The organism is Trichormus variabilis 0441 (assembly GCF_009856605.1).
Classification (GTDB): domain Bacteria; phylum Cyanobacteriota; class Cyanobacteriia; order Cyanobacteriales; family Nostocaceae; genus Trichormus; species Trichormus variabilis.
In genome coordinates this window covers 1,583,751-1,604,491 of the sequence record NZ_CP047242.1, presented here as the reverse complement: position 1 = coordinate 1,604,491, position 20,741 = coordinate 1,583,751, and the positions used below count along the sequence as shown (strand labels likewise).

Here is a 20,741-nt window from a genome sequence, read left to right as displayed (position 1 = left end):
TCATACCATGAATAATCCTCCCAAGCAAAATCAAAGCCCACAAACCTCACTTAGGAGTCTATGGTTGCTGATTTTGAGTCGTGGCGGTATGGCAGTAGGTGGACTTTTAATTGTGGGTTTGATGGGAGGTGTTTGGCGTTTATGGACTTTCGTACAGAAGGAATTAACACCGTTAGCGCAAGAAAGTCTGACTACAACTCTTAACCGTCCCGTACAACTGGGAAAAGTCACTAATTTTTCGTTAACTGGAGTACAGTTTGCGGCTTCGTCCATTCCTGCTACGCCTACAGACCCAGATAAGTTAACAATGGATGCAGTGGAAGTGGGTTTTAATCCACTGCTGTTAGTTTTTAATCGCCAGTTAAAACTAAATGTGACCTTAGTCAATCCTGATGTTTACATCGAACAGGATAACCAAGGACGCTGGATCACTACGACCATAGCGCCACCAGGTGCAGCAGGAGCTATTAAAACGGATTTAGATCATATCAATTTCCGTAATGGTAAGTTGTCGCTGCTACCACAGGTGAGAAATTTGGCAGTGGGTGAAGCTAAAACTACAACCCCCTCGTCTTCTTTATACCCCCCTATCCCCTGCCCAGAGGGGAAAGCCTGCACCTTGCCTCCATTAGAATTTTCGCAACTCAATGGAACGGCTCAAATACTGGAAAACAACCAGCTAATTAAGTTCTCCGCTAAAGGTATATCCGATAGCGGGGGCAGTGTGGAGATGGAGGGCGAAGTACGTCCTAAGACAACTGCGGCTAATATTCAAGTGCGAGGGCAAGAATTACTGGCGGCGGATGTTAGTCGCTTGGTAAAGTTACCAGTTGGTTTAGAAGCCGGTAAAGTTAATGGTGATTTGCGAGTCGAATTATTACCAGGACAAACCCCTTTACTATATGGCAGTGCTGATTTGCAAAAGGTAACAGTCCAAATTCCTCGCGCACCGCAAGTCTTGACAAATACCCAAGCTAATGCCTACTTCCAAGGGACAGAAGTAAAATTAGAAAATGTTGTAGCTAACTATGGCAGCATACCTCTAGTGGCGGCGGGAACAATCGACACCAAAGCAGGCTATAAGCTAGCAGGGCGCGTTAACTCAGTCAGTGTAGCCAATGCCCAAAACACACTCAAATTAAAATTCCCTGTACCCGTAGCTGGACAATTACAAGCCGATTTGCAGGTGGTAGGAGCCGCAAATCAGCCTATTCTCTCAGGTACAGTTAGGACTATTAATACTGCCCGCATCGATAAAGTTAATTTTCAAAGTATTAGTAGTAAGTTTGAGTTTTCGCCCAACAACAACTTAGTTAGTTTGGCAGATGTTCAAGGCAAGACCACAACAGGCGGAGCAATTACTGGTGGTGGCAGAATCTTAGTTGGGGAAAATGCCCAACTGAATCTGAATTTCACTGCCAGAAATGTAGCCGGAGATGCGATCGCCAAACTATACAATGCCAATACTCCGTTTCAAATTGGTACTGTATCGGCTACGGCTCAAGTCACAGGTACGCCCACCAATGTCAGAACTTTAGTAAACTTTGCCGCACCGCAGGCAGCCTATCCCGCCACTGGGGAAGTGATTATCGGTGCTAATCGTAATATTAACTTTCGCAATGTGGCTGTGAAGGTTGCGGGTGGAACGGTGCGGGGTTATGGCAATTTTGCTAATGAACGTTGGCAGGCTGTAGCTCAAGCTAATGGGGTGAATTTAGCACCATTTGTCAACCAGAATCAACTAGAAAATGTCTCCTTAGCAGGGGCGCAATTTAACGGTCGTTTAATTCTGGCTGGTACTGCTACACCCTTTCAAATTGCCAGCATTCGTACAGAAGGGGCAGGGGTGCAAATTGGTGGCGGGACAGTTGCAGTATCTAACATTCAACTGCAAGATCAAGCCTTTGCCGCCAAGTTGGTGGCGAATAATGTCCGCCTAGCACGCATCCTGAAAAATGCGCCGCCAGCTTTAGCTAATCCTTTGGCTGGGACATTCCAAGTAGCCGGTAACAGAGAAAACTTCAGCCTCAAAACCTTACAAGCTACAGGTGATGCCCGCCTTAGTGTAGGTAGAGGAACAGTTACGGCCGGGAATATTCAATTAGCTAACGGTGTATATCAGGCGCAAGTCCAAGCCAGTAACGTCCCTGTGCAACGCCTGGCAACCTTACCACCCCAGTTTCAAGGTAATCTGACCGGGAAATTTGCTGTTACTGGTTCTGCTGAGTCCTTCAGTCCCCAATCTATCCAAGCCAGTGGTCAAGCACGGTTAAATGTTGGCAATGGTACGATTACCTCCTCCAACATTCAATTAGCTAACGGTATATATCAGGCACAAGTCCAAGCCAATAATGTCCCTGTACAACGTTTAGCCGCCGTACCACCAAAGTTTCAAGGTAATTTAACTGGACAATTTAATGTTGCTGGTTCCGTTGCACCCTTCAATCCCCAATCTATTCAAGCCAGTGGTCAAGGGCGTTTAAATGTCGGCAATGGTACGATTACCGCCTCTAACATTCAATTAGCTAACGGTAGATATCAAGCGCAAGTCCAAGCTAATAACGTCCCTGTACAACGTTTAGCCGCCGTACCGCCTCAGTTGCAAGGTAATTTGAACGGGCAATTAAATCTGGCTGGTTCTGTTGCACCTTTTACTCCCCAATCTATCCAAGCCAGTGGTCAAGCACAGTTAAATGTTGGCAATGGCACCATCACAGCCTCTAACATCCGAGTGACAAATGGTAACTATCAGGCGCAAGTCCAAGCCAATAACGTACCTGTACAACGTTTGGCTGCTGTACCGCCCCAGTTGCAAGGTAATTTGAATGGGCAATTTAATGTTGCTGGTTCTGCTGCATCTTTGAGTCCCCAATCTATTCAAGCCAGTGGTCAAGCACAACTACAAGTAGCGGGAGGGGGTACGATTAATGCGGCGAATATCCAACTGGCTAAAGGTCGTTATCAGACTGTAGTGGCGGCGACTGGGGTGCAGTTAAATCGGTTTAATCAACAGTTGCGGGGTCAATTTGCAGGTCAATTGCAACTAGCAGGTAACTTGGGTTCGACGCGGTTAGCTGATGTCAGTGCTGCGGGTCAGGTACAATTAACTCAAGGCCTCCCCGGTGTTGAGCGTCCCTTGAATGCGGCGATCGCCTGGAATGGTGAAAGGTTAACAATTCAACAAGCTACAGCCCCCGGTTTAAATATCAATGGTGATATCTTAGCCAACGCCACCAAACCAGGCATACCAGAAATTACCGCCCTCAATCTCAACGTCCAAGCCCAGGACTTCGATCTACAACAGTTACCAGTCACCTTACCGAATCAAGTAGCTGTGACAGGTAGGGCAGATTTTAACGGTAAAGTTACAGGTAAATTGCCTTTGCCCAATGTTAACGGGCAACTCAGCTTAAAAGATTTAGTAGTCCAAAATATTGCTTTTGAACCTTTATTAACAGGTAGGATTCAATCGGGACAAGGATTAAACTTAAATTTAGCTGGGAATAGCGATCGCCTTGCCCTGAGTTTAGATAGTAATAATCGCCCCCAATCCTTCCTAGTACAATGGCAACAAGCTTTAGCCTCAGGTCAAATTAAAGGCAATGATTGGGCTGTGAAAGTTGCCAACTTCCCCTTAACTCTATTCAACTTGTCACCACCGCCAAGTCTGCGTTTAGGTGCTGGTAGAGTAGCCGGGACAGTGACAGGGGATGTGCAGTTTAACCAGCGTACATTTGCGACTAACGTCAATTTGGCGATCGCTAATCCCGAAGTTGGCAGAATTAAAGGCGATCGCTTCACAACCCAATTCCGCTACAGTGATGGTACAGCCACCCTCACCAGTAGCCAATTTATCAAAGGAAACAGTCGTTACGCCTTAGCTGGTAATTTTGGGCTAACCCCCAAAGGCCCCCGCATCCAAGGCAAGCTGAACGTTACTCAAGGTAACATCCAAGATGTGCTGACAGTAGCACAAATCTTTGATTTACAAGACTTCCAGCGTAATGGAGACGAACCCAACTACGGTACGGCCTCGGATCTCAAGACCTACGCCCAAGGTTTGCCTGATCAGTCTTTATTCGACCAAATCAAGCGCTTTTACGAAATTGATGCGATCATCGCAAAACAAGAAGAAGAACGTAATGCTTCACCCATACCAAACCTAGCAGATTTGCAAGGAACCTTTAACGGAGAAGTAGCTGTAGACACTGCCACTGCTAATGGTTTAGCAGTACAGTTCAATTTGAATGGTCAAAACTTTGTCTGGGGTAAGGAAGCAGAACCCAATCGTTTTTATCGTGCCGATAATATCATTGCTGAAGGTAGTTTTGCTGATGGGGTTTTGCAGCTGCGACCAGTGCGTATTGAGTCCGAGAATAGTCTGTTAGCCTTCACTGGTAATATAGGCGGGAACGAACAATCTGGACAACTGCGCGTCAATAACTTTCCCCTTCAGTTACTCAATAACTTCGTCAATCTCCCAGTCGGTGTGACGGGAAATCTCAGTGGAACAGCAGCTTTAGCAGGTAGTATTGCCAACCCTCAAGCCAGAGGAGAATGGCAAATCACTGAGGGTACACTCAACCAAAAACCTGTGGAATCAGCCACAGCTAGTTTTAGTTACGCCAATGGTCGCTTAAATTTTGGTAGTACCGTCGCTATTACTGGGCCGCAACCGGTGAATATTTCAGGTAGCATACCTTATCAGTTACCTTTTGCCTCCGTCGCTCCTGATAACAATCAAATCAGTTTGGATGTCAAAGTTGAAAATGAAGGATTGGCACTATTAAATCTATTAAGTAATCAGGTAGCTTTTGAAAAAGGTCAGGGTCAAATAGACTTGAAGGTAAGTGGAACCAGAGAACAGCCCATAGTTGAGGGTATTGCTACTATCCAAGATGCTACTTTTGCGGCTCAAGCTTTACCAGGAAAAGTCAGAGGTGTTACAGGTAGAGTCCGGTTTAATTTTGACCAAATTTTAGTAGAAAGTCTGGAAGGCAGATTTAGTCGCGGACAAGTACAAGCATCTGGAGCAATTCCTGTATTCGACAACAGTAGTGTCACTATCGAGAATCCTCTAACTGTCAACCTTGAGCAGCTAAGATTGAACCTCAAAGGCCTGTATCAAGGCGGTGCTAGCGGAAATATTCAAGTTACTGGTTCTGCCCTCAACCCTAGAATCGGTGGTAAGGTAGATTTGTATAGTGGTCAAATATTATTAGCAGAATCTAGTGATCCTAACCAACCTGCAAATAATGTTTCTGCTATATCACTAACGAAGTTTAACAAACAAGATACACCCATAACTAGCAGTGCCAACACGAGTTTCAATAATTTAGAACTGGAGTTAGGTAAGGACGTAGAAATTGCCCGTCCTCCTCTTCTCAGCTTCGCTGCTACAGGAAATCTAAAAGTTAATGGTTCTTTAGCTGATCCCATACCTGTAGGCACTATTCGCTTAAGAAAAGGTGGCGTGAATTTGTTTACAACTCAGTTTAACTTGACTCGTGGTTACGAACACACCGCTACCTTTAGAGCTAATCAACCCCGTGATCCCGATTTAGATATTCAACTACTGGCTAAAGTGCTAGAGGTGGTGCAGAACAGTGACTTAAACAGAATTAATTCTGTCGGGTTAGGTGCTTTAGAAACTGTGAGAGTTGAAGCCAATATTAAAGGCCCAGCCAGCAGACTGAATGAAACCTTGGAATTAAGAAGTAGCCCCTCACGCAGTGAAACTGAATTAGTCGCCCTTTTAGGTGGTGGATTTGTCGATACTCAAGGACGTGGTGACAGTACCTTAGGTTTAATTAACATCGCCGGGTCAGCCGTTTTCGGTAACTTTCAATCTGCTTTTAATCAAATCGGTACTGCTTTTGGTTTAAGTGAACTGCGAATTTTCCCCACTGTGATTTCTGACAATCCAGAAGCTAGTAATAGTAATAGCAGTAGAGTGGGTTCCAGTATAGAATTGGCAGCTGAAGCGGGAGTAGATATTTCTAACAAGTTCTCTATTTCTAGCATTAAAATTTTAACGGCAAATGATCCTTTCCAGTGGGGTCTTAATTACCGTATCAATGATGAGTTTCGTATACGTGCTTCTACTAATTTAGAAGATGATAGTCGTGCAGTAGTTGAGTTTCAAACTAGGTTTTGAGAATGGGTAATTGGTAATTGGTAATTAGTTGGGCTTGATATTGGTAGTTCAGGCTAAATTCCAACCAAGGGCGGTGGCTACTTGACCAGCTAATTCTAGCGGATTGAAGGGTTTAGCGATCGCACTCACCATCCCCAATTGGGAGTAGCGGCGACGGTCAGAGGCTTGGATTTTGGCGGTTAATAAGATTACTGGTATTTTTTGGGTGACGGAATTGGCTTGCAGTTTCTCAAATGTAGCGATACCATCCATATCCGGCATCATCACATCTAGTAAAATTGCATCTGGTTGGTAAGTCTCGGCTTTATTTATGCCTTCTTGTCCTGAACTGGCTGTGACAACCTCCCAGCCTGCAACTGTTTCCAAGCAAATCTTGGCAACTTCTTGAATATACTGCTCGTTATCGACCACTAAAATTCGTTTGTTGTTCATAGTTAAATTAGTCATTAGTTATTGTTCTTTGCACCCCCTGCTTCCCCTGCACCCCAATCCCTAACCCCTAATCCCTAACATTAGTCGGCGTAATTCGCTGAAGTAGTTCAATTACTCGTTGTTCAAACTCTTTGGTTGTGACACGGCCTTTGGTTAAAAATTCTGTATGTCCTAGCTTGAGGCGTTTACGTTCTGATTCATCCAAGTCTTTAGCAGAGTAAACCACTACAGGGATATTACATAGGCGCTGGTGCTTCTGTAGCCAATCTACAACAGCAAATCCGTCAGTTTCTGGCAAAATTAAATCAAGAATGAGTAAATCAGGATTTACTTCTTGGCTGAGGTGGATGGCTTCCCGTCCGGTTTTGGCTGAGAAGGTTTCAATATCATGTCTTTCAAACAAGGTAACAAACAACTCAGCTAAATCTGCATCATCTTCAACAATAAGAATGCGGACTCGGCGGGAAGATTTGGCTATTGCTTGTCTGAGAGAATGTAACAGATAGCTTTCTTGGACTGGTTTACTTATCCAATCAACAAAATCACTACTGGGTTGGTTATTTGTAGTCGGTTTGTAGACACTGCAAATCACAATTGGGATATGTTTGGTTTCTGTACTTTCCTTCAACATAGCCATTGTTTCCCAACCATTCATCCCTGGCATGAGTAAATCTAGTACAATCACATCTGGATGTTGAGTTGACGCTGAGGCAATCGCTTCTTTTCCAGTAGCCACCGTGACTACTCGATATCCTCCTTGTTCTAAGAGTGACTGTAGTTCTGTGCGGATAAGTGGATCATCGTCACAAACTAAAACTAGGGGGGAGTGGGTACTGGGAATTGGGGAAGGTAAGTCCCCCTCTGGGGATAAGGGGTAATGGGTGAGAGAGTCGGGAAGTTCTGAATTTGGGGATATTGGTAAAATTGGTAAAGTAAAGTAAAAATTACTACCTTCGCTCAAGACACTTTCTGCCCAGATGCGTCCGCCATGCTGCTGTACAATACTTTGGCAAATAGCTAAGCCCAAACCAGTACCGTCATGGTTGCGTGAATCGGAAGAATCTACCTGTTGAAACCGCTCAAAAATACTATCAAGTTTGTCGGCGGGAATACCGCGTCCGTTATCTTTCACCGTCACCAATAGTTCATCGCCATATTGTTGTGCTACTAACCATACTGTTTTCTCCGCCGTCGAAAATTTAATCGCATTACTCAACAGATTAGTTAATGTCTGCACAATCCGGTCTGGATCAACCCATAATTGAATTGATGGATGGGAAACTGATAATTTCACTCCAGCTTTATTAGCTAAAGGCCGCATAATACTAACTGCGGACTCAATCAAGTCGGTAAGGTTGCAACTTTCTCGCTCCATTTTCACCCTACCAGATTCGATACGTTCTATATCTAATATGTCGTTAATCAACCGTACTAGGCGTTCTGTACTATCAGTGGCAATTTCCAACAAACGTCTCCCCTGTTCTGAGTCGGCTGGTAATAAACCACTAGCTAGCATTCCTAAGGAACCATGAATAGAAGTTAAGGGGGTGCGGAGTTCATGACTGACAACAGAAACAAACTCATCTTTCATCCGTTCAATTTGTTTTCTTTCTGTAATATCACGTAAAATTACAGTATAAAATACCTCTTTATCTAGTTGAAATTTGGAGATAGAAGCCTCAGCCGGGAATTCTGTTCCATCTTGACGACGACCAAATATCTCTCGCCGCTCTCCCATACGCCGTGCCAAGTTGGGAGCCTGTCCAAAATCAGCTACGTGCTGACGATGTGCCTGGGTGAAACGCTGGGGTATAAGTGTATCTAGGCGTTGTCCGATAATTGCCTCGGCAGAGTAGCCAAAAATTTTCTCTGCACCTTGATTAAATAAAGTGATTTGTTGGTTACCGTTAATAGAAATAATGGCATCATCAGCAATGTCTAAAATGCGTGCCAGCCGCACTTGCGATATGCGTAGTGCTTCCTCTACGCGCTGGCGTTCGTCGAGTTCTGATTGCAATTGTCGATTGACGTTGACTAACTCAGCAGTTCGTTCTGCTACTCTCAACTCCAGTTCGTTATTGACTTTTTGCAGAGTTGCTTCTATTTGCTTGCGGGAAGTAATATCTCTGACTATACCCAACATCCGCACTGCTTCACCCATTTCGTTGTAGTAGAGTTTGCCTGTTCCTTCAATCCAGTGAATATTACCATCTGGCGAAATGATGCGAAATTCATGACTGTAGTCAGTTTTTTGCTGGCGAGCCGAATTGATTACCTCTGCCAAGCCTCCCCTGTCTTCCGGATAGATACAAGCTTGAAAGGCTTCATAAGTCCCGTCAAATTTCTCTGATTCTATGCCAAATAATCGGGCGTGACCTTCAGACCAGATAATTTGGTTAGTCGTGATGTTCCAGTCCCAAATGCCTAAGTTGACTGCTTCTAGGGTCAAAGCCAGACGTTCTTGACTTTCGCGTAGTGCTGCTTCGGCAATTTGGCGATCGCGCCGATTGCGTAATGCTACTATGCCATAAGCCACATCTGCTGTCAGTTCCTCTAAAAGTTTCACCTCATCACTATCAAAAGCATTCGCTTCCGCAGCGTAGATGTTCAAGGCACCAAAAGCTTGACCATTATTCATTAAGGGTAAAGAAATGGACGATGCGTAACCCCGATTACTAGCTTGACAGCGCCAAATTTCAAATCTAGGATCAGTCAAAATATTTTGAATAATGGCTGTTTTTCCGGTGCGAATTGCCGTTCCTGTCGGCCCTTGACCCCGGATTGTATCTGCCCAAGTAAGATTGAGAGATTGCAGATATCCTTGTTCATAACCAGCTTGAGCCACTGGATGAATACTTTTTTCAGCATCATTTTCTGCAAAAGCCACCCAAGCTAATCGATAGTTACCAACATCCACTAAAATTTGGCAAACTTTCTGCAATAACTCACCTTCATCTTGAGTACGTATTACTAATTGATTGCAGTCACTTAAAGTTTGCAAGGTGCGATTAATGCGTTTAATTTCCAGTTCTGCTTGTTTGTATTGGGTGACATCCCGTGTAATTGACAACTGCACCAAATTACCATCTGTTTCATTTCGCACAGGTACAGCGTGAGTCGCCATCCAACGACGGTTACCACGACAAGTGATAATTTCAAATTCTAGTGTTCCTTGTTCTCCTTGACAAACGCTTTCATTGAGTTGGCGAAACACCTGTTGATATTCAGGAACTACCAACGAATACACCCGCTTACCAATCACTGCACCAGCACTATCTGCTTCTATAGCTGCCACACCGGCTGGATTAATATCCAATAAAGTACCATCAGTAGCCACTATGGTGACGCATTCTGGTTCAGCGTTGAAAATAGTGCGCCAATCTGTGAAGCTAGGGGATGGGGGAGAATTTTTTTCCCCTATACCCCTACTCTCACTTACTTTATGTAGCAATTTCACCCGTTCTAACCGATTGATAATTCGCGTTACTAGCTCTGGCCCGACGATGGGTTTACTAACAAAGTCGTCAGCACCAACACTAAATACCTGATTGACAATTTCCCCATCTTTGTGAACCGTCAGGAAGAGTATGGGCAATTCACTCCATTGGGGATCATTTCTCACCACCTGGCATAGTTCTATACCATTGGTATAAGGCATCTCCACATCTAGAATTAACAGGTCTGGATTCACATCTCTTAACGTTTCCCAAAATTGACGCGGATCATCTAAGGTAATTACTTGTAATCCCCAAGGATGAAGTAATGTTTGCAATATGGCGAGAATTTGCGGGTCGTCGTCTACTGCTAAGACTTTTGCTTCTGCTTGAGGAGGTTGTAGCTGGAGGATAGCTGCTGAAGTTGTTTCGGGTGATGCTGCTTGCGGTTCATGTGCTGCAACCTCTTGCCTTAATAACTTGACCCAATTTTGCAAACTTTGAATCTCAGTCGGCGTTAATTTCTTACCAGATTTCAATAGTTGCTCAATTTTCCTGGCTAACTTCGACCCTTCAGGTAAACCAAAAGTCCCCAGTGAACCGGCTAGTGTGTGGGCTTCTCGTATTGCTTGTGAGCGTAATTCTGGGTTTAAAGTCTCTTGAGTAAGGGTGACGATTTCCGGTCGGTCAGAGGTCATCGCCGCTTGTTCCAATACCTTGACTTGCTCATCTACCCGCCCATAAAACTTTTGCCAAATACCAGCTATTGCAGTCAGTGTTTGCTGCTGAGATTTGCCTTTTGAAGTAGACTGAGAATGTTTTACCTCGTCCTTACTTCCTTGTTCCTCTTCCTGTGCTTTGAGGCGATAACCAATTCCATAGACTGTTTCTACTAAATCACCAGGCGCTCCCGCGTTACGCAACTTCATCCGCAAGCCCTTTATATGGGTGCGTACCGCTTCTTCTCCTGGAGTGTCTTCATAAGACCATATGTGTTCTAAAATCATGCTACAGCTGAACACTCGGCGGCTGTGACGCAGAAATAACTCCAAAAGTGCATATTCCTTGGGAGTTAATGATAGTAAATTTTGATTGTATCTGACTTCACAACTACTGGGGTCAAGCTGCAAATTACCCCATTCTAGAATCGGCTGGGCTGTTGTGCCTCCCCGACGTAACAAAGCCCGTACACGCGCCACTAATTCTTCTTCATCAAACGGTTTAACTACATAATCATCTGCACCTGCATCTAACCCAATCGCCTTTTCGTGGCTACTATCACAACCGGTTAATAATAAAATTGGCATCTGCCGACCACTTGACCGTATTTGCCGACAAAGACTAATCCCATCCAATCTGGGTAGTATCACATCCAAAAGAATCAAATCATAATCGTAAGTTTGGATTAATTCCCAAGCAGTAATACCATCAGATCCTACTTCAACTGCATAGTTCTGATTCGTGAGAACGGCTGTCAGCGCATAAGCATTTAACTCGTCATCCTCGACAATTAAAATTTTCATATTATTAAGTTTACTAACGTTAATTATTGAATAGACTTAATAGATTAGAAATAAAATCTTTTGGGATTAAACCCAAATTAATAAAATTCTCGTACTTAAAAGTATCTTAGTTCATAACTCTTATAAAGATTAAGTTTAATTAACCAATATAAATATTTATCAATCTTTAGGAATAAATTATTCAGTAGCAAATTGCCAAAATTCGATTTGGCAATACTGTTGTATTAAGAATCCAACTCGGCAGATTCTAAAACTCCACTGCGAATCATTAGTTGCGGCCAAATCAACAAAAAAAATCCCATCCAAACTAATACAGGAATAGCAACCATTACAGTTACCCAGATAATTTTCAACAGTAACCAGCTACCACCAATTAGGGTTAAACCAGTCAGTAAAATTGACCAGGGTTGACACCACCAAGGTTTATAATTCCAGGGATTCAGAGTTTTTTGCTCAGACATAAGTTATATTTTGTTCTAGTTGTAATTTTCACTTAGTATTAGCGTCTTCTTCTCAATTGCTGTGTCCATGCTTCTAAAGAGATATACTGATTTTCTATAACATCTAAAGCCTCTATTACACCAGTTTTAGACACACGAAACCAATAAATGGTTGTATTATGGTCTGGCTGGTCTTCATAGACGCGAACTTTGTAGTAAGGATCATCAGGGGTAGGTAAACCATCAACGATCGCATCTACCTTGATAGCTCCTCTTGATAGTCTCTGAATTGTTCTAGCTTTGCGTTGTACCTGCGGAAGATTCCAGACTAAGCTATAAGCTGTTTTTTCATTAATTTCTTTTGTCGTCTGACTGACATTGACAGTATTAGTTTTATGAAGTCTAGCTAGGAATTGTGGTTGAACTGGTTCCTGGTGAATTTGCTTGGCAGTACTTTGAGTGTTCCCTGCACTTGCTGGAGATATTCCTTGCCCATGTACTCCTATTAGTAAAGCACTCATCAGAGGATACCAGATAATTCTTTTCATACGGCTTTCCTTCATGAAGTGTGTACTAGTTACAGCTTTTGAGTTGATATCGAGAATTTCTATTAATAAATTTTAATACAAGATCAGAAAATAATTATGTGGTTTAGCTGGTAATGTAATATTTATCACTAATATATTATCTAAATGTGACCGACTTAGATAATACCCATTTGTAGAAATAAAATGACAGATGCCTGGATGAGCGCTTATTCTACTAAGTTATGATGTTCATTCATATATCAACAAAATAATTAAAATTGGTATCATTTCCACTACTTGTTTGCGATTTTATTTTACAGAGTTATACTAGATGACTAGTCAAAACTACTAGTATATAAAGGAACTAGGGCTTATTTATTCAACACGCTGGACAACTCCCACTACAGCCCTAAGCGCTGCTGTACCCGTCGGCATAGCTTTGTATTACTTTTTCCAATGAGTAATCTTGTCTTATTGGAAATTTGACCAAGGGAATTGTAGTTCTTTATCACCACATTAAGCAGCCAGATAGAAACGCTGAAGCAGTAATGCTTCAATTCATTACCCAAGGAGATGTATTCATGGCAGAATCTACCGTAGAATTTTCTAGCTTAGAAAAATTTCAAGCCAGTAATGGTACTCTTAAGCTTAGCGAAGCTGATACTGATATTATCAAAGAAATTCAAACCCTACTGAATAAGAAGGGACTTTATAAAGGTGGTGTTGACGGCGTTGCTGGTAATCTCACCCAAAAAGCATTTGCAGAATTTAAAGAGAGTGTTTGGCTCGATTCCCCTGATTTATTGGGACCGACTACTGCTGCTGCATTACTAGAGATTGCAGAAGAGCATCAAACCAATGAAGAACAAACTCGCACACTCACACCTTTACCTACATCAACATTAGGAACTAAAACTGGACGTTCTTTAAGGTTAGTGACTGGAGAAACAGTATACGAAAATGAGTTAGTGGTGGCGGGTATTCCCTTAACTTGGGGCGAAATTACTAAGGGATGTGACCCAGAAAGAAATCCAGAATCAAAAGCAGTTATTAATAATATTATCAAAGCAGCCAGAGGCTTTGGCAAAATTCGAGATAAATACGACAGCCCAATTTCCATTAATTCTGCCTATCGTACACCTGCTGTGAATCGTCGCATAGGTGGCGCTCGTTTTTCCCAGCATATTAACGGTCTCGCTTTGGATATTGCTCCTGTAGATGGTAATTTTGGCAAACTCTTACAAATTTGCCGTGCTTCTGACTGTACAGGACTAGGTAGAGGTATGCACCGAGGTTTCATCCACTGCGACTGGCGGCCAGGCGGTCGTGTGGTTTTTGATTATCCCTAATCAATTCTATTGTCAAAGGATAGCCTCTGAGTAAGTGCGATCGCACTAATTAAAGGTGAGATATATAAAACCTAACCCCTTTCCAACACGGGAAGGGGTTAAAAATATCGCACCTTATACACTCATACTAGATGCCCTCATACTAGTAATAGATTAGACTAATCTAGCGCTTCTCGTTTGTATGCAATACACTTTGACCTCTCTCCAAACCTCGCTCCTACAAGGATACTGTTGGCGAATTGATAGAGGGCAAAACCAATCATCACAAAATAGAAAATCAGGAATACTATGAGGCAGTGGGAGCAATTCGAGCAAAGTGAGAAACGCGAGTCTGACTGCGTGGGACATGTTGCCACCAATCCCACATCCGACTGAAGTTGATAGCAGCAGCAGTAATGACATGCTGCAAGAGAGTTTTGGCAAGACCAATGTAGCGACAACGGCGTAATTGGTAGCGACCAGTAGCTTGGGAAATCAAGCCTTCAACGCCAGCACGTTGGTGATAAATTTGTTGAAAAGATTCAGTTTTTTGGCGAATGCGAGCATCATGTAATGCAAGATGTAGTTCCTGTGGTTTGAGGGTCAGAAGACGCGGTAGTTTTTTGGAGCGAGTGCATTTTGAGCGACTTGAACAAAGCGAACAATCGGATTTGTCAAATTGTATTTTGACTACTGGATTGTCATGGCTATCGACAGTTGTACGCCAGGACTTACTTTGTTTACCCATTGGGCAATCAACACGCATCAAATCCCAATGAATAGTGAAGCAATTTTGCTCAAAGCCGGATTGTGCTGTTGCTTGCCAACTAGTTCCGGGGGGAACTTTTCCTACTAAATCAACATGAAAATGGGATTGACTATCGACTAAGTTTTGAGCATTGACATAGCCAGTATCGACAACATGTTCTTGTGGCAAAAGATTGTTCTGGTTTAAACGAGAATGAATTACTGGTGTCATCTCAACATCCGCACTTGTGGCCACGGACGTTTCCACATTGATAATTAAGTTTGGCAGTATGGGGTGACAAATTTCTGTCAGATGCAGATTATAACCAGTCCAGTTGATTTCTCGCTTGCTGGAATTGCGTGCATCAACATCGTAAGGAGATTCAATCTGTAGTCTATTTGGTGGTAAGTTATCTTGTTCTCGCCAATAGACTTGTTGCAATTGAATATAGTATTGTTGCACCCAAACTATACGTAATGTTTCCACTGATGGAATCTGCCACAGCCAATTACAAGTTGAGTCTGCATACAAAGCGGATAGCAAATGATGACCATCCTCACCAATTTTTCGCCTCAATTTCTCACGTTCGGCTTTTGATTTGGGCAAGCGGTATTGCTCAAATCTCAGGGAGTAACGTTCAAACCAATCAACGTCAACTCTCGATTTGAGCCAATCAGGGGCAAAATAAGCCAAGTCATTTAAGGTATGACGTAAAGTTTCTCCCACTAATTCCAAACGATTTAACTGTCGTACTGCGGCTAATACGTGAGTTGAATCAGTTCTGACACGGCCGCGATTTTTGAGCCAACCTAGTTCTTGGAAACGAGCTAGCATTTGGTTGAGTAACTCTCGCTCTCGTCCTGCTTTGATTAATCGCTGACGAAATTCTGAAAGTACTGAATAATCAAACCCTGGGTCATTTAATTCCAACGATAGTGCGTATTTCCAATCAATATGACCCCTCACTGCATCCGCCGCTTGTCTATCCGTTAAACCTTCGATAAATTGCATTACTGTCACTAATGCCAGTTGTCCTGCTGATATTCCACTTTGACCACAATCTGCGCGGTAAAGTTTGACAAAATCCTCATCCTTATATAACACTCCTATTTCATCCCGCATCTTCATATATATGTTCCCTTTGGGAAATGAATTCCGGGCTACTTGCGCTGTTGTTTCAGGAATCTGCGACATATCACGCGGGTGCAGGGTCATAATCTTTGTAGATGCTACGCTCAATATACTTATTCTCTTTTTTCCACTGTTCCAAACTCTTGAGGGGCTTAACCCTTCAATAATTCGCCAACAGTATCCTTGTAGGAGAGAGGCTTTGAGTATTACTCCCTTCCCTTGATGGAAGTAAAGAAAATAATTCGGTAATTTAGAAGAGGAGAGATCAGCAGGTTTTGTAGGATGAGTCGAAAACCGATCAGCTTGGCTCTCAAGGCTGAGCAAAAAGATGAATTAGAGTTTGCGCGAGATCATGATTCGCGTCCGTATATTCGAGAACGTGCGGCTGGGTTACTGAAAATAGCAGATGGAGAATCTGGATTGCAAGTTGCCACTACAGGGTTACTGAAACCTCGTGACCCCGATACAGTATATGGATGGGTGAAACGCTATCAGCGCGAAGGGATAGCAGGATTAATGATTCGCTCAGGACGAGGACGTAAGCCCGCTTTTTTTCCCTCAGTGTGAGGATAGCGCTACAGCCAAAGCGGAACTTATATCTGTGGTTCGGCGTGACCCGCAAGTGTTGGGATATGCTCAAAGTCGGTGGAGTTTGCAAGCGCTCGCTGATTGCTGTCGGTGGCTGCGAGTCACAACCAAAGCGGGCTTATCGCAACTGCTAGAACGTCTGGGTATCAGTTATAAGCGAGGGCGAGACTATGTGCATAGCCCAGATCGTTTCTATGAGGACAAGTGCAGTCAAATTGAGTTAGCCTTATTGCGAGCTTGGTATGACCCACAACGCTATGTCCTAGTCTATCTCGATGAGTTTGGGTTCTATCGTCAGCCGAGTTTAGCGCCAGACTGGGAAGCAGTGGGTTCCTCTCAACCCTTAGCCCGTCGCTCTCACAAAAGCGACACATGCTATCGGGGTATTGGCGCGCTCAATCCACTGAGCGGACAACTAACGTACTTGTTGCGATCCCAAATCAGTGTCTCGGTACTGTCCAAGTTTTATGGCATGATTCGAGCGGATTATCCCACGGTGGAACAAATTTATGTTGTGGAGGATAACTGGCCAGTGCATTTTCACCCTAATCTACTGGCTCAGTTGCAAGCGCAGGACTTTGCTTATTCCCCCAAATTACCCAACAGTTGGTCTCAGTTGAAGATGCCAGAACGCTCCAGCGACCCATTACCGATTACCCTGCTCAACTTGCCCACTTATGCCCCTTGGCTCAACCCGATTGAAAAGCTTTGGCGCTGGTTAAGGCAACAGGTAATTCATTTACATCGTTTGAGCGACGATTGGAATACACTCAAACAACGAGTGGCCGATTTCCTTGAACAGTTCCGTCAAGGGTCTTTAGACCTCCTCCACTACGTTGGCTTATTACCGACATAATTCCTTAACTTCCATGTAGGGAAGGGGCTGGGGGTTAGGTCTGTATTTGACTCAACTACAAACTGCTACATTACTTTTCACACCTAAGTAAATACGCTAAGATCCCACCTAACAGTTACAAACGTATTGTATAAGTTCTCACAATGATAGATATCGCCTCAATCGTTACATTTCTTGCACCCTATCTGCCATCTCTGCTGAATGTGGGTAGTAAAGTTGCCGAAGGTGCATATCAACAAGCTGGTGCAGATGGTTGGGATAAAGCCAAGGCTATTTGGGGTAAGCTACAGCCAAAAGTAGAGGCTAAGGAAGCCGCCAAAGAAGCGGCGGCGGATGTAGCACAAAAGCCAGAGGATGAGGATTTACAAGCAAGTCTGCGGGTGCAACTCAAGAAAATTTTGGATGCTGATACAACACTGGCTGAGGAAATAGCCCAGATTTTGCAAGCAACAAAATCTAATGATAGTTCTGTTAATCTCAATGCTCAAGCTTATGGTGAAAGTATACAGATAAATACAGCCGGTAACGTTAATAATCCTACCTATGATTTGAGGAGGTACGACAACCCAAAGTAATTAATATTATTACTGCTCAACAGGAGGAAATCTTAACTTTATTAGAAAGCAGTACCAAGGCAGAATCGCCGGGGGTTCTCAAAGCGGGGAATCCAGGTAAAAGTTTGGCTTACTGGCAAGGACGAAAAACAGAATACGCTCAAATACAGCAATGGTTAAGTGATGATGATACCTTTTTAATTGGTATAGAAGGCATCGGTGGCACGGGTAAATCAACGCTGGCGACAAAGATTTATGATGAAATTGCGGGTTTCCCCAAGCGATTTTGGGCTGATGTCAGTAACGGTGCAAGTTTTAGCGATTTAGCCAGAGAAGTATTAACAGAATTTGGCTTTTATGTACCAGAACAAGAAACGCAGTTAGTGGAGGCGTTAGTTAGGTGCTTGCGTTCTGGGCAATTTTTACTGATTATTGACAACCTGGAAAGCTTATTACAACCTGATAGACAGTGGGGAAGTTTATTTTACGGCGACTTTTTCCAAACATGGGTGGAATCTGGCGGTAATAGTAAGGTGTTAGTTACCACCAGGGAAAGACCGGAATTAAAAGGCTTTGAGTGGCTATCCCTGAAGGGTTTACAAGTAGATGAAGGGGTAGCACTATTAACAGCATTGGGTATTAAAGGGGATTTAGGGGAGTTTGTCAAGTTAGTAGATGGGCATCCCCTATTGTTGAGATTGGTAGCAGATTTATTAAAAGAAGAATATTCACAAGACCCGAATTTAAGCAGATTAGCAGATTTAGGCTTAGGGAATTTGCAGCAGTTGTTGACAGATGCCCAAGTAGTAGGTGTGCATCGCCGGGAAAATGTGGGGATGGTGTTGGTATTGGATGCCAGTTTTAATAGATTGAGTGAACTGCAAAAAGCGTTATTGCTGAATATTAGTGTTTATCGTGTTGCGGTTGACAGTGCAGCAGCCGTAGCGATGTTGCCGGGAAGTTCAGCACCAGAGATTGAGAGAGAATTAAGGAATATCGTTAAGCGTTCTTTGCTGGTAGAAAAACTCAATGGTAAGCGGCAATTTGGGTTTCAGCCTGTGGTGTTGGAATATGTGCGTTATAAAGCTGGTGATCAAAGTGAGGCGCATCAACGAGCTATTAATTACTATCTTTTGAATTTTAAACAAAAACCTTGGCAGACTAAAGATGATATCAAAGAATATCTAGAAGTTTTTTATCACTGGTTTCAACTAGAAAATTATGACTCAGCATTTGATATATTAAAATTTTGCGATTATTTTTTGAGCTTGCGGGGCTATTACACTGTCCAAGTTGATTTATATGAGCAATTAGTACAAGCATGGAATAAAACTGGCAAGAGCGAAAACAGGAATTATCGAGCGACTCTCACTTCGTTAGGCAATGCTTACAACTCTCTGGGATATTACCCACAGGCAATTTTTTTCTTTCAACAGTCTTTGACAGTATCTAGGCAGGTAGGCGATCTCTTCTGGGAGAATGCTTCCTTAACAGGGTTGGGTAATGCTTACATATTACAGGGGCAGTATCACAGTGCAATCGAATTCTACGAACAGTCTTTGACAATATCTAGGGAAATAAGTGATCACAAAACAACAGAAGGCAAATCCTTAGCTAATTTGGGAAATATTTACTTATGTCTAAAACAGTACCAAGCAGCAATTGAGTTCTACAAAAAGTCTTGGGAAATATTTAGAAAGATTGGCGACCGTGATGCAGAAAGCAAATCTTTAGGTAATTTGGGTCTTGTGTACTTATCTTTAGGGCAGTACCAACGGGCAATAAAGTTCTTCCAGCAGTCTTTAGTAATATCTAATGATCGCAATGTAAAATGCTCATTTTTAAGTAATTTAGGCCTTGCTCATTATTACTTAGAGCAATACCAACGGGCGATTGAGTTCTACCAGCAGTCTTTGGAAATAGCAAAAGAAATAGGCGATATTCGAGGGGAAGCAATAGCCTGGTTTAATTTAGGTTTGACATTAGAAAACGTCAACCGAGAATCAGACGCGCTTGGTGCTTATCGCAATGCACGCGAACTTTATCAAAAAATGGGACTTGATGCCAATGTGCAGAATTGCAACGATGCAATTGAGCGTCTTTCTCAACCACAAACGCCTGTAGTTACTCGCCGTGGTTTTTGGGCGTGGTTGCGGCGGTTGTGGCGTTGGCTTCACTCTTGGTTCCGGCGGTAAACAAGATATAAGCTATAATCAATCACAACATTTCATAGAATTAACTATGACAACTCCATTGCTGCCAAAGCTTCAAAACCTACCCGCTAACTTACCTTTAGAGGGTGTAATCAGCATTGAGTTACAAGCGGGAATACCTATATTTAGGGCTTCTAATATTGTCCAAAACCGCATTGAAGTTTTACTAGCCAAACAACTAATTTCTCCACTCACACCCGAAGAAGAACAAGAACTAGATAGCTACGAAGAAATTGACGACTACCTGAGTTTTCTCAATCGTATAGCTCGCAATCTTTTACAAAACCCCCAATAACCAGATTATATAAATGTGGCTAGTCGTAAAATTTCCGATGCAATTCAGCAACAAATACGTCAACGAGCCTCTGAATTATGTGAATATTGCCACGCCTCTGAAAAATGGCAGTATGTATTATTTACGGTGGATCATATTATTCCCTTAAGTCAAAACGGTGAAGATACTATAGAGAATTTGGCTTTAGCTTGTTTTCATTGCAACCGTAGAAAGTCAGCCAAAACCACAGCTTTAGATCCTGAATCTGGTTTAGAAGTTCCATTATTTAATCCAAGACAAAGCCTTTGGAGTGAGCATTTTATTTGGTCTGCCGATAAACTAAAAATTAATGGGTTAACACCGACTGGCAAAGCAACAATAGCGGCGCTAAATTTAAACCGAGAAAGAATTGTGAATATTCGTGCGGCTGACAAAGTAGTTAACCGCCATCCTCCGCCAGAAGATCCAATCGAAGAAATAAGTTAAGCATTCAATATTAAGTTAACGTGAGTTCGATAAATTGGGAAGAACCCCTC

General features: G+C 42.9%; 13 protein-coding genes. 8 read left to right on the top strand and 5 right to left on the bottom strand.

The annotated features are described in order from the left end of the window. Positions 1-7 precede the first annotated feature (7 nt). Positions 8-6,157, top strand: a complete 6,150-nt coding sequence (locus GSQ19_RS06350; protein WP_011317128.1) for a translocation/assembly module TamB domain-containing protein — start codon at positions 8-10, stop codon at positions 6,155-6,157. Between the two features lie 48 nt (positions 6,158-6,205). Here the strand turns inward: GSQ19_RS06350 and GSQ19_RS06345 are convergent, their stop codons facing one another. The 4 genes from GSQ19_RS06345 to GSQ19_RS06330 form a co-directional block, all read right to left on the bottom strand. After that, on the bottom strand, positions 6,206-6,589 hold the full coding sequence (locus tag GSQ19_RS06345) for a response regulator (protein ID WP_041455909.1): 384 nt from the start codon (positions 6,587-6,589) through the stop codon (positions 6,206-6,208). Positions 6,590-6,656: 67 nt separating this feature from the next. Then, a complete protein-coding gene (locus GSQ19_RS06340; RefSeq protein ID WP_011317126.1) occupies positions 6,657-11,546 on the bottom strand; it encodes a response regulator in 4,890 nt (1,629 codons plus the stop codon). Between the two features lie 224 nt (positions 11,547-11,770). Beyond that, a complete protein-coding gene (locus tag GSQ19_RS06335) occupies positions 11,771-12,007 on the bottom strand; it encodes a DUF6737 family protein (protein WP_011317125.1) in 237 nt (78 codons plus the stop codon). Between the two features lie 38 nt (positions 12,008-12,045). Further along, entirely contained in the window at positions 12,046-12,534 is a 489-nt protein-coding gene (locus GSQ19_RS06330) for a hypothetical protein (protein ID WP_011317124.1), read from the bottom strand. 461 nt (positions 12,535-12,995) lie between these two features. Between GSQ19_RS06330 and GSQ19_RS06325 the strand changes: the two genes are divergently transcribed. After that, a complete protein-coding gene (locus tag GSQ19_RS06325) occupies positions 12,996-13,862 on the top strand; it encodes a D-Ala-D-Ala carboxypeptidase family metallohydrolase (protein ID WP_224311956.1) in 867 nt (288 codons plus the stop codon). A 286-nt stretch (positions 13,863-14,148) separates the two neighbouring features. Here GSQ19_RS06325 and GSQ19_RS06320 read toward each other — a convergent pair whose 3' ends face one another. Then, complete coding sequence (locus GSQ19_RS06320) at positions 14,149-15,804, bottom strand: IS5-like element ISAva5 family transposase (RefSeq protein ID WP_041455935.1); 1,656 nt, start codon at positions 15,802-15,804, stop codon at positions 14,149-14,151. A gap of 198 nt (positions 15,805-16,002) precedes the next feature. Here GSQ19_RS06320 and GSQ19_RS06315 point away from each other — a divergent pair, with 198 nt between their 5' ends. The 6 genes from GSQ19_RS06315 (at position 16,003) to GSQ19_RS06290 (ending at position 20,691) form a co-directional block, all read left to right on the top strand. Next, entirely contained in the window at positions 16,003-16,287 is a 285-nt protein-coding gene (locus GSQ19_RS06315) for a helix-turn-helix domain-containing protein (protein ID WP_011317120.1), read from the top strand. A gap of 34 nt (positions 16,288-16,321) precedes the next feature. Beyond that, the gene (locus GSQ19_RS06310; protein WP_011317119.1) at positions 16,322-17,164 is read left to right on the top strand and encodes an IS630 family transposase; all 843 of its coding nucleotides are present in this window, start codon (positions 16,322-16,324) and stop codon (positions 17,162-17,164) included. A gap of 143 nt (positions 17,165-17,307) precedes the next feature. Beyond that, the gene (locus GSQ19_RS06305; RefSeq protein WP_011317118.1) at positions 17,308-17,739 is read left to right on the top strand and encodes a hypothetical protein; all 432 of its coding nucleotides are present in this window, start codon (positions 17,308-17,310) and stop codon (positions 17,737-17,739) included. A 104-nt stretch (positions 17,740-17,843) separates the two neighbouring features. Further along, complete coding sequence (locus GSQ19_RS06300; protein ID WP_011317117.1) at positions 17,844-19,913, top strand: tetratricopeptide repeat protein; 2,070 nt, start codon at positions 17,844-17,846, stop codon at positions 19,911-19,913. Positions 19,914-19,959: 46 nt separating this feature from the next. Beyond that, positions 19,960-20,226: a hypothetical protein gene (locus tag GSQ19_RS06295; protein WP_011317116.1), complete on the top strand. Its 267-nt coding sequence runs from the start codon at positions 19,960-19,962 to the stop codon at positions 20,224-20,226. A gap of 15 nt (positions 20,227-20,241) precedes the next feature. Next, the gene (locus GSQ19_RS06290; protein ID WP_011317115.1) at positions 20,242-20,691 is read left to right on the top strand and encodes an HNH endonuclease; all 450 of its coding nucleotides are present in this window, start codon (positions 20,242-20,244) and stop codon (positions 20,689-20,691) included. The last annotated feature ends 50 nt before the right edge of the window (positions 20,692-20,741 follow it).

Bases quoted from the DNA above. Each gene is read 5' to 3' on its own strand.
- GSQ19_RS06315 (WP_011317120.1), top strand. From the start codon at position 16,003: ATGAGTCGAAAACCGATCAGCTTGGCTCTCAAGGCTGAGCAAAAAGAT.
- GSQ19_RS06345 (WP_041455909.1), bottom strand. From the start codon at position 6,589: ATGAACAACAAACGAATTTTAGTGGTCGATAACGAGCAGTATATTCAA.
- GSQ19_RS06350 (WP_011317128.1), top strand. From the start codon at position 8: ATGAATAATCCTCCCAAGCAAAATCAAAGCCCACAAACCTCACTTAGG.
- GSQ19_RS06340 (WP_011317126.1), bottom strand. From the start codon at position 11,546: ATGAAAATTTTAATTGTCGAGGATGACGAGTTAAATGCTTATGCGCTG.
- GSQ19_RS06305 (WP_011317118.1), top strand. From the start codon at position 17,308: ATGATAGATATCGCCTCAATCGTTACATTTCTTGCACCCTATCTGCCA.
- GSQ19_RS06335 (WP_011317125.1), bottom strand. From the start codon at position 12,007: ATGTCTGAGCAAAAAACTCTGAATCCCTGGAATTATAAACCTTGGTGG.
- GSQ19_RS06295 (WP_011317116.1), top strand. From the start codon at position 19,960: ATGACAACTCCATTGCTGCCAAAGCTTCAAAACCTACCCGCTAACTTA.
- GSQ19_RS06320 (WP_041455935.1), bottom strand. From the start codon at position 15,804: ATGACCCTGCACCCGCGTGATATGTCGCAGATTCCTGAAACAACAGCG.
- GSQ19_RS06330 (WP_011317124.1), bottom strand. From the start codon at position 12,534: ATGAAAAGAATTATCTGGTATCCTCTGATGAGTGCTTTACTAATAGGA.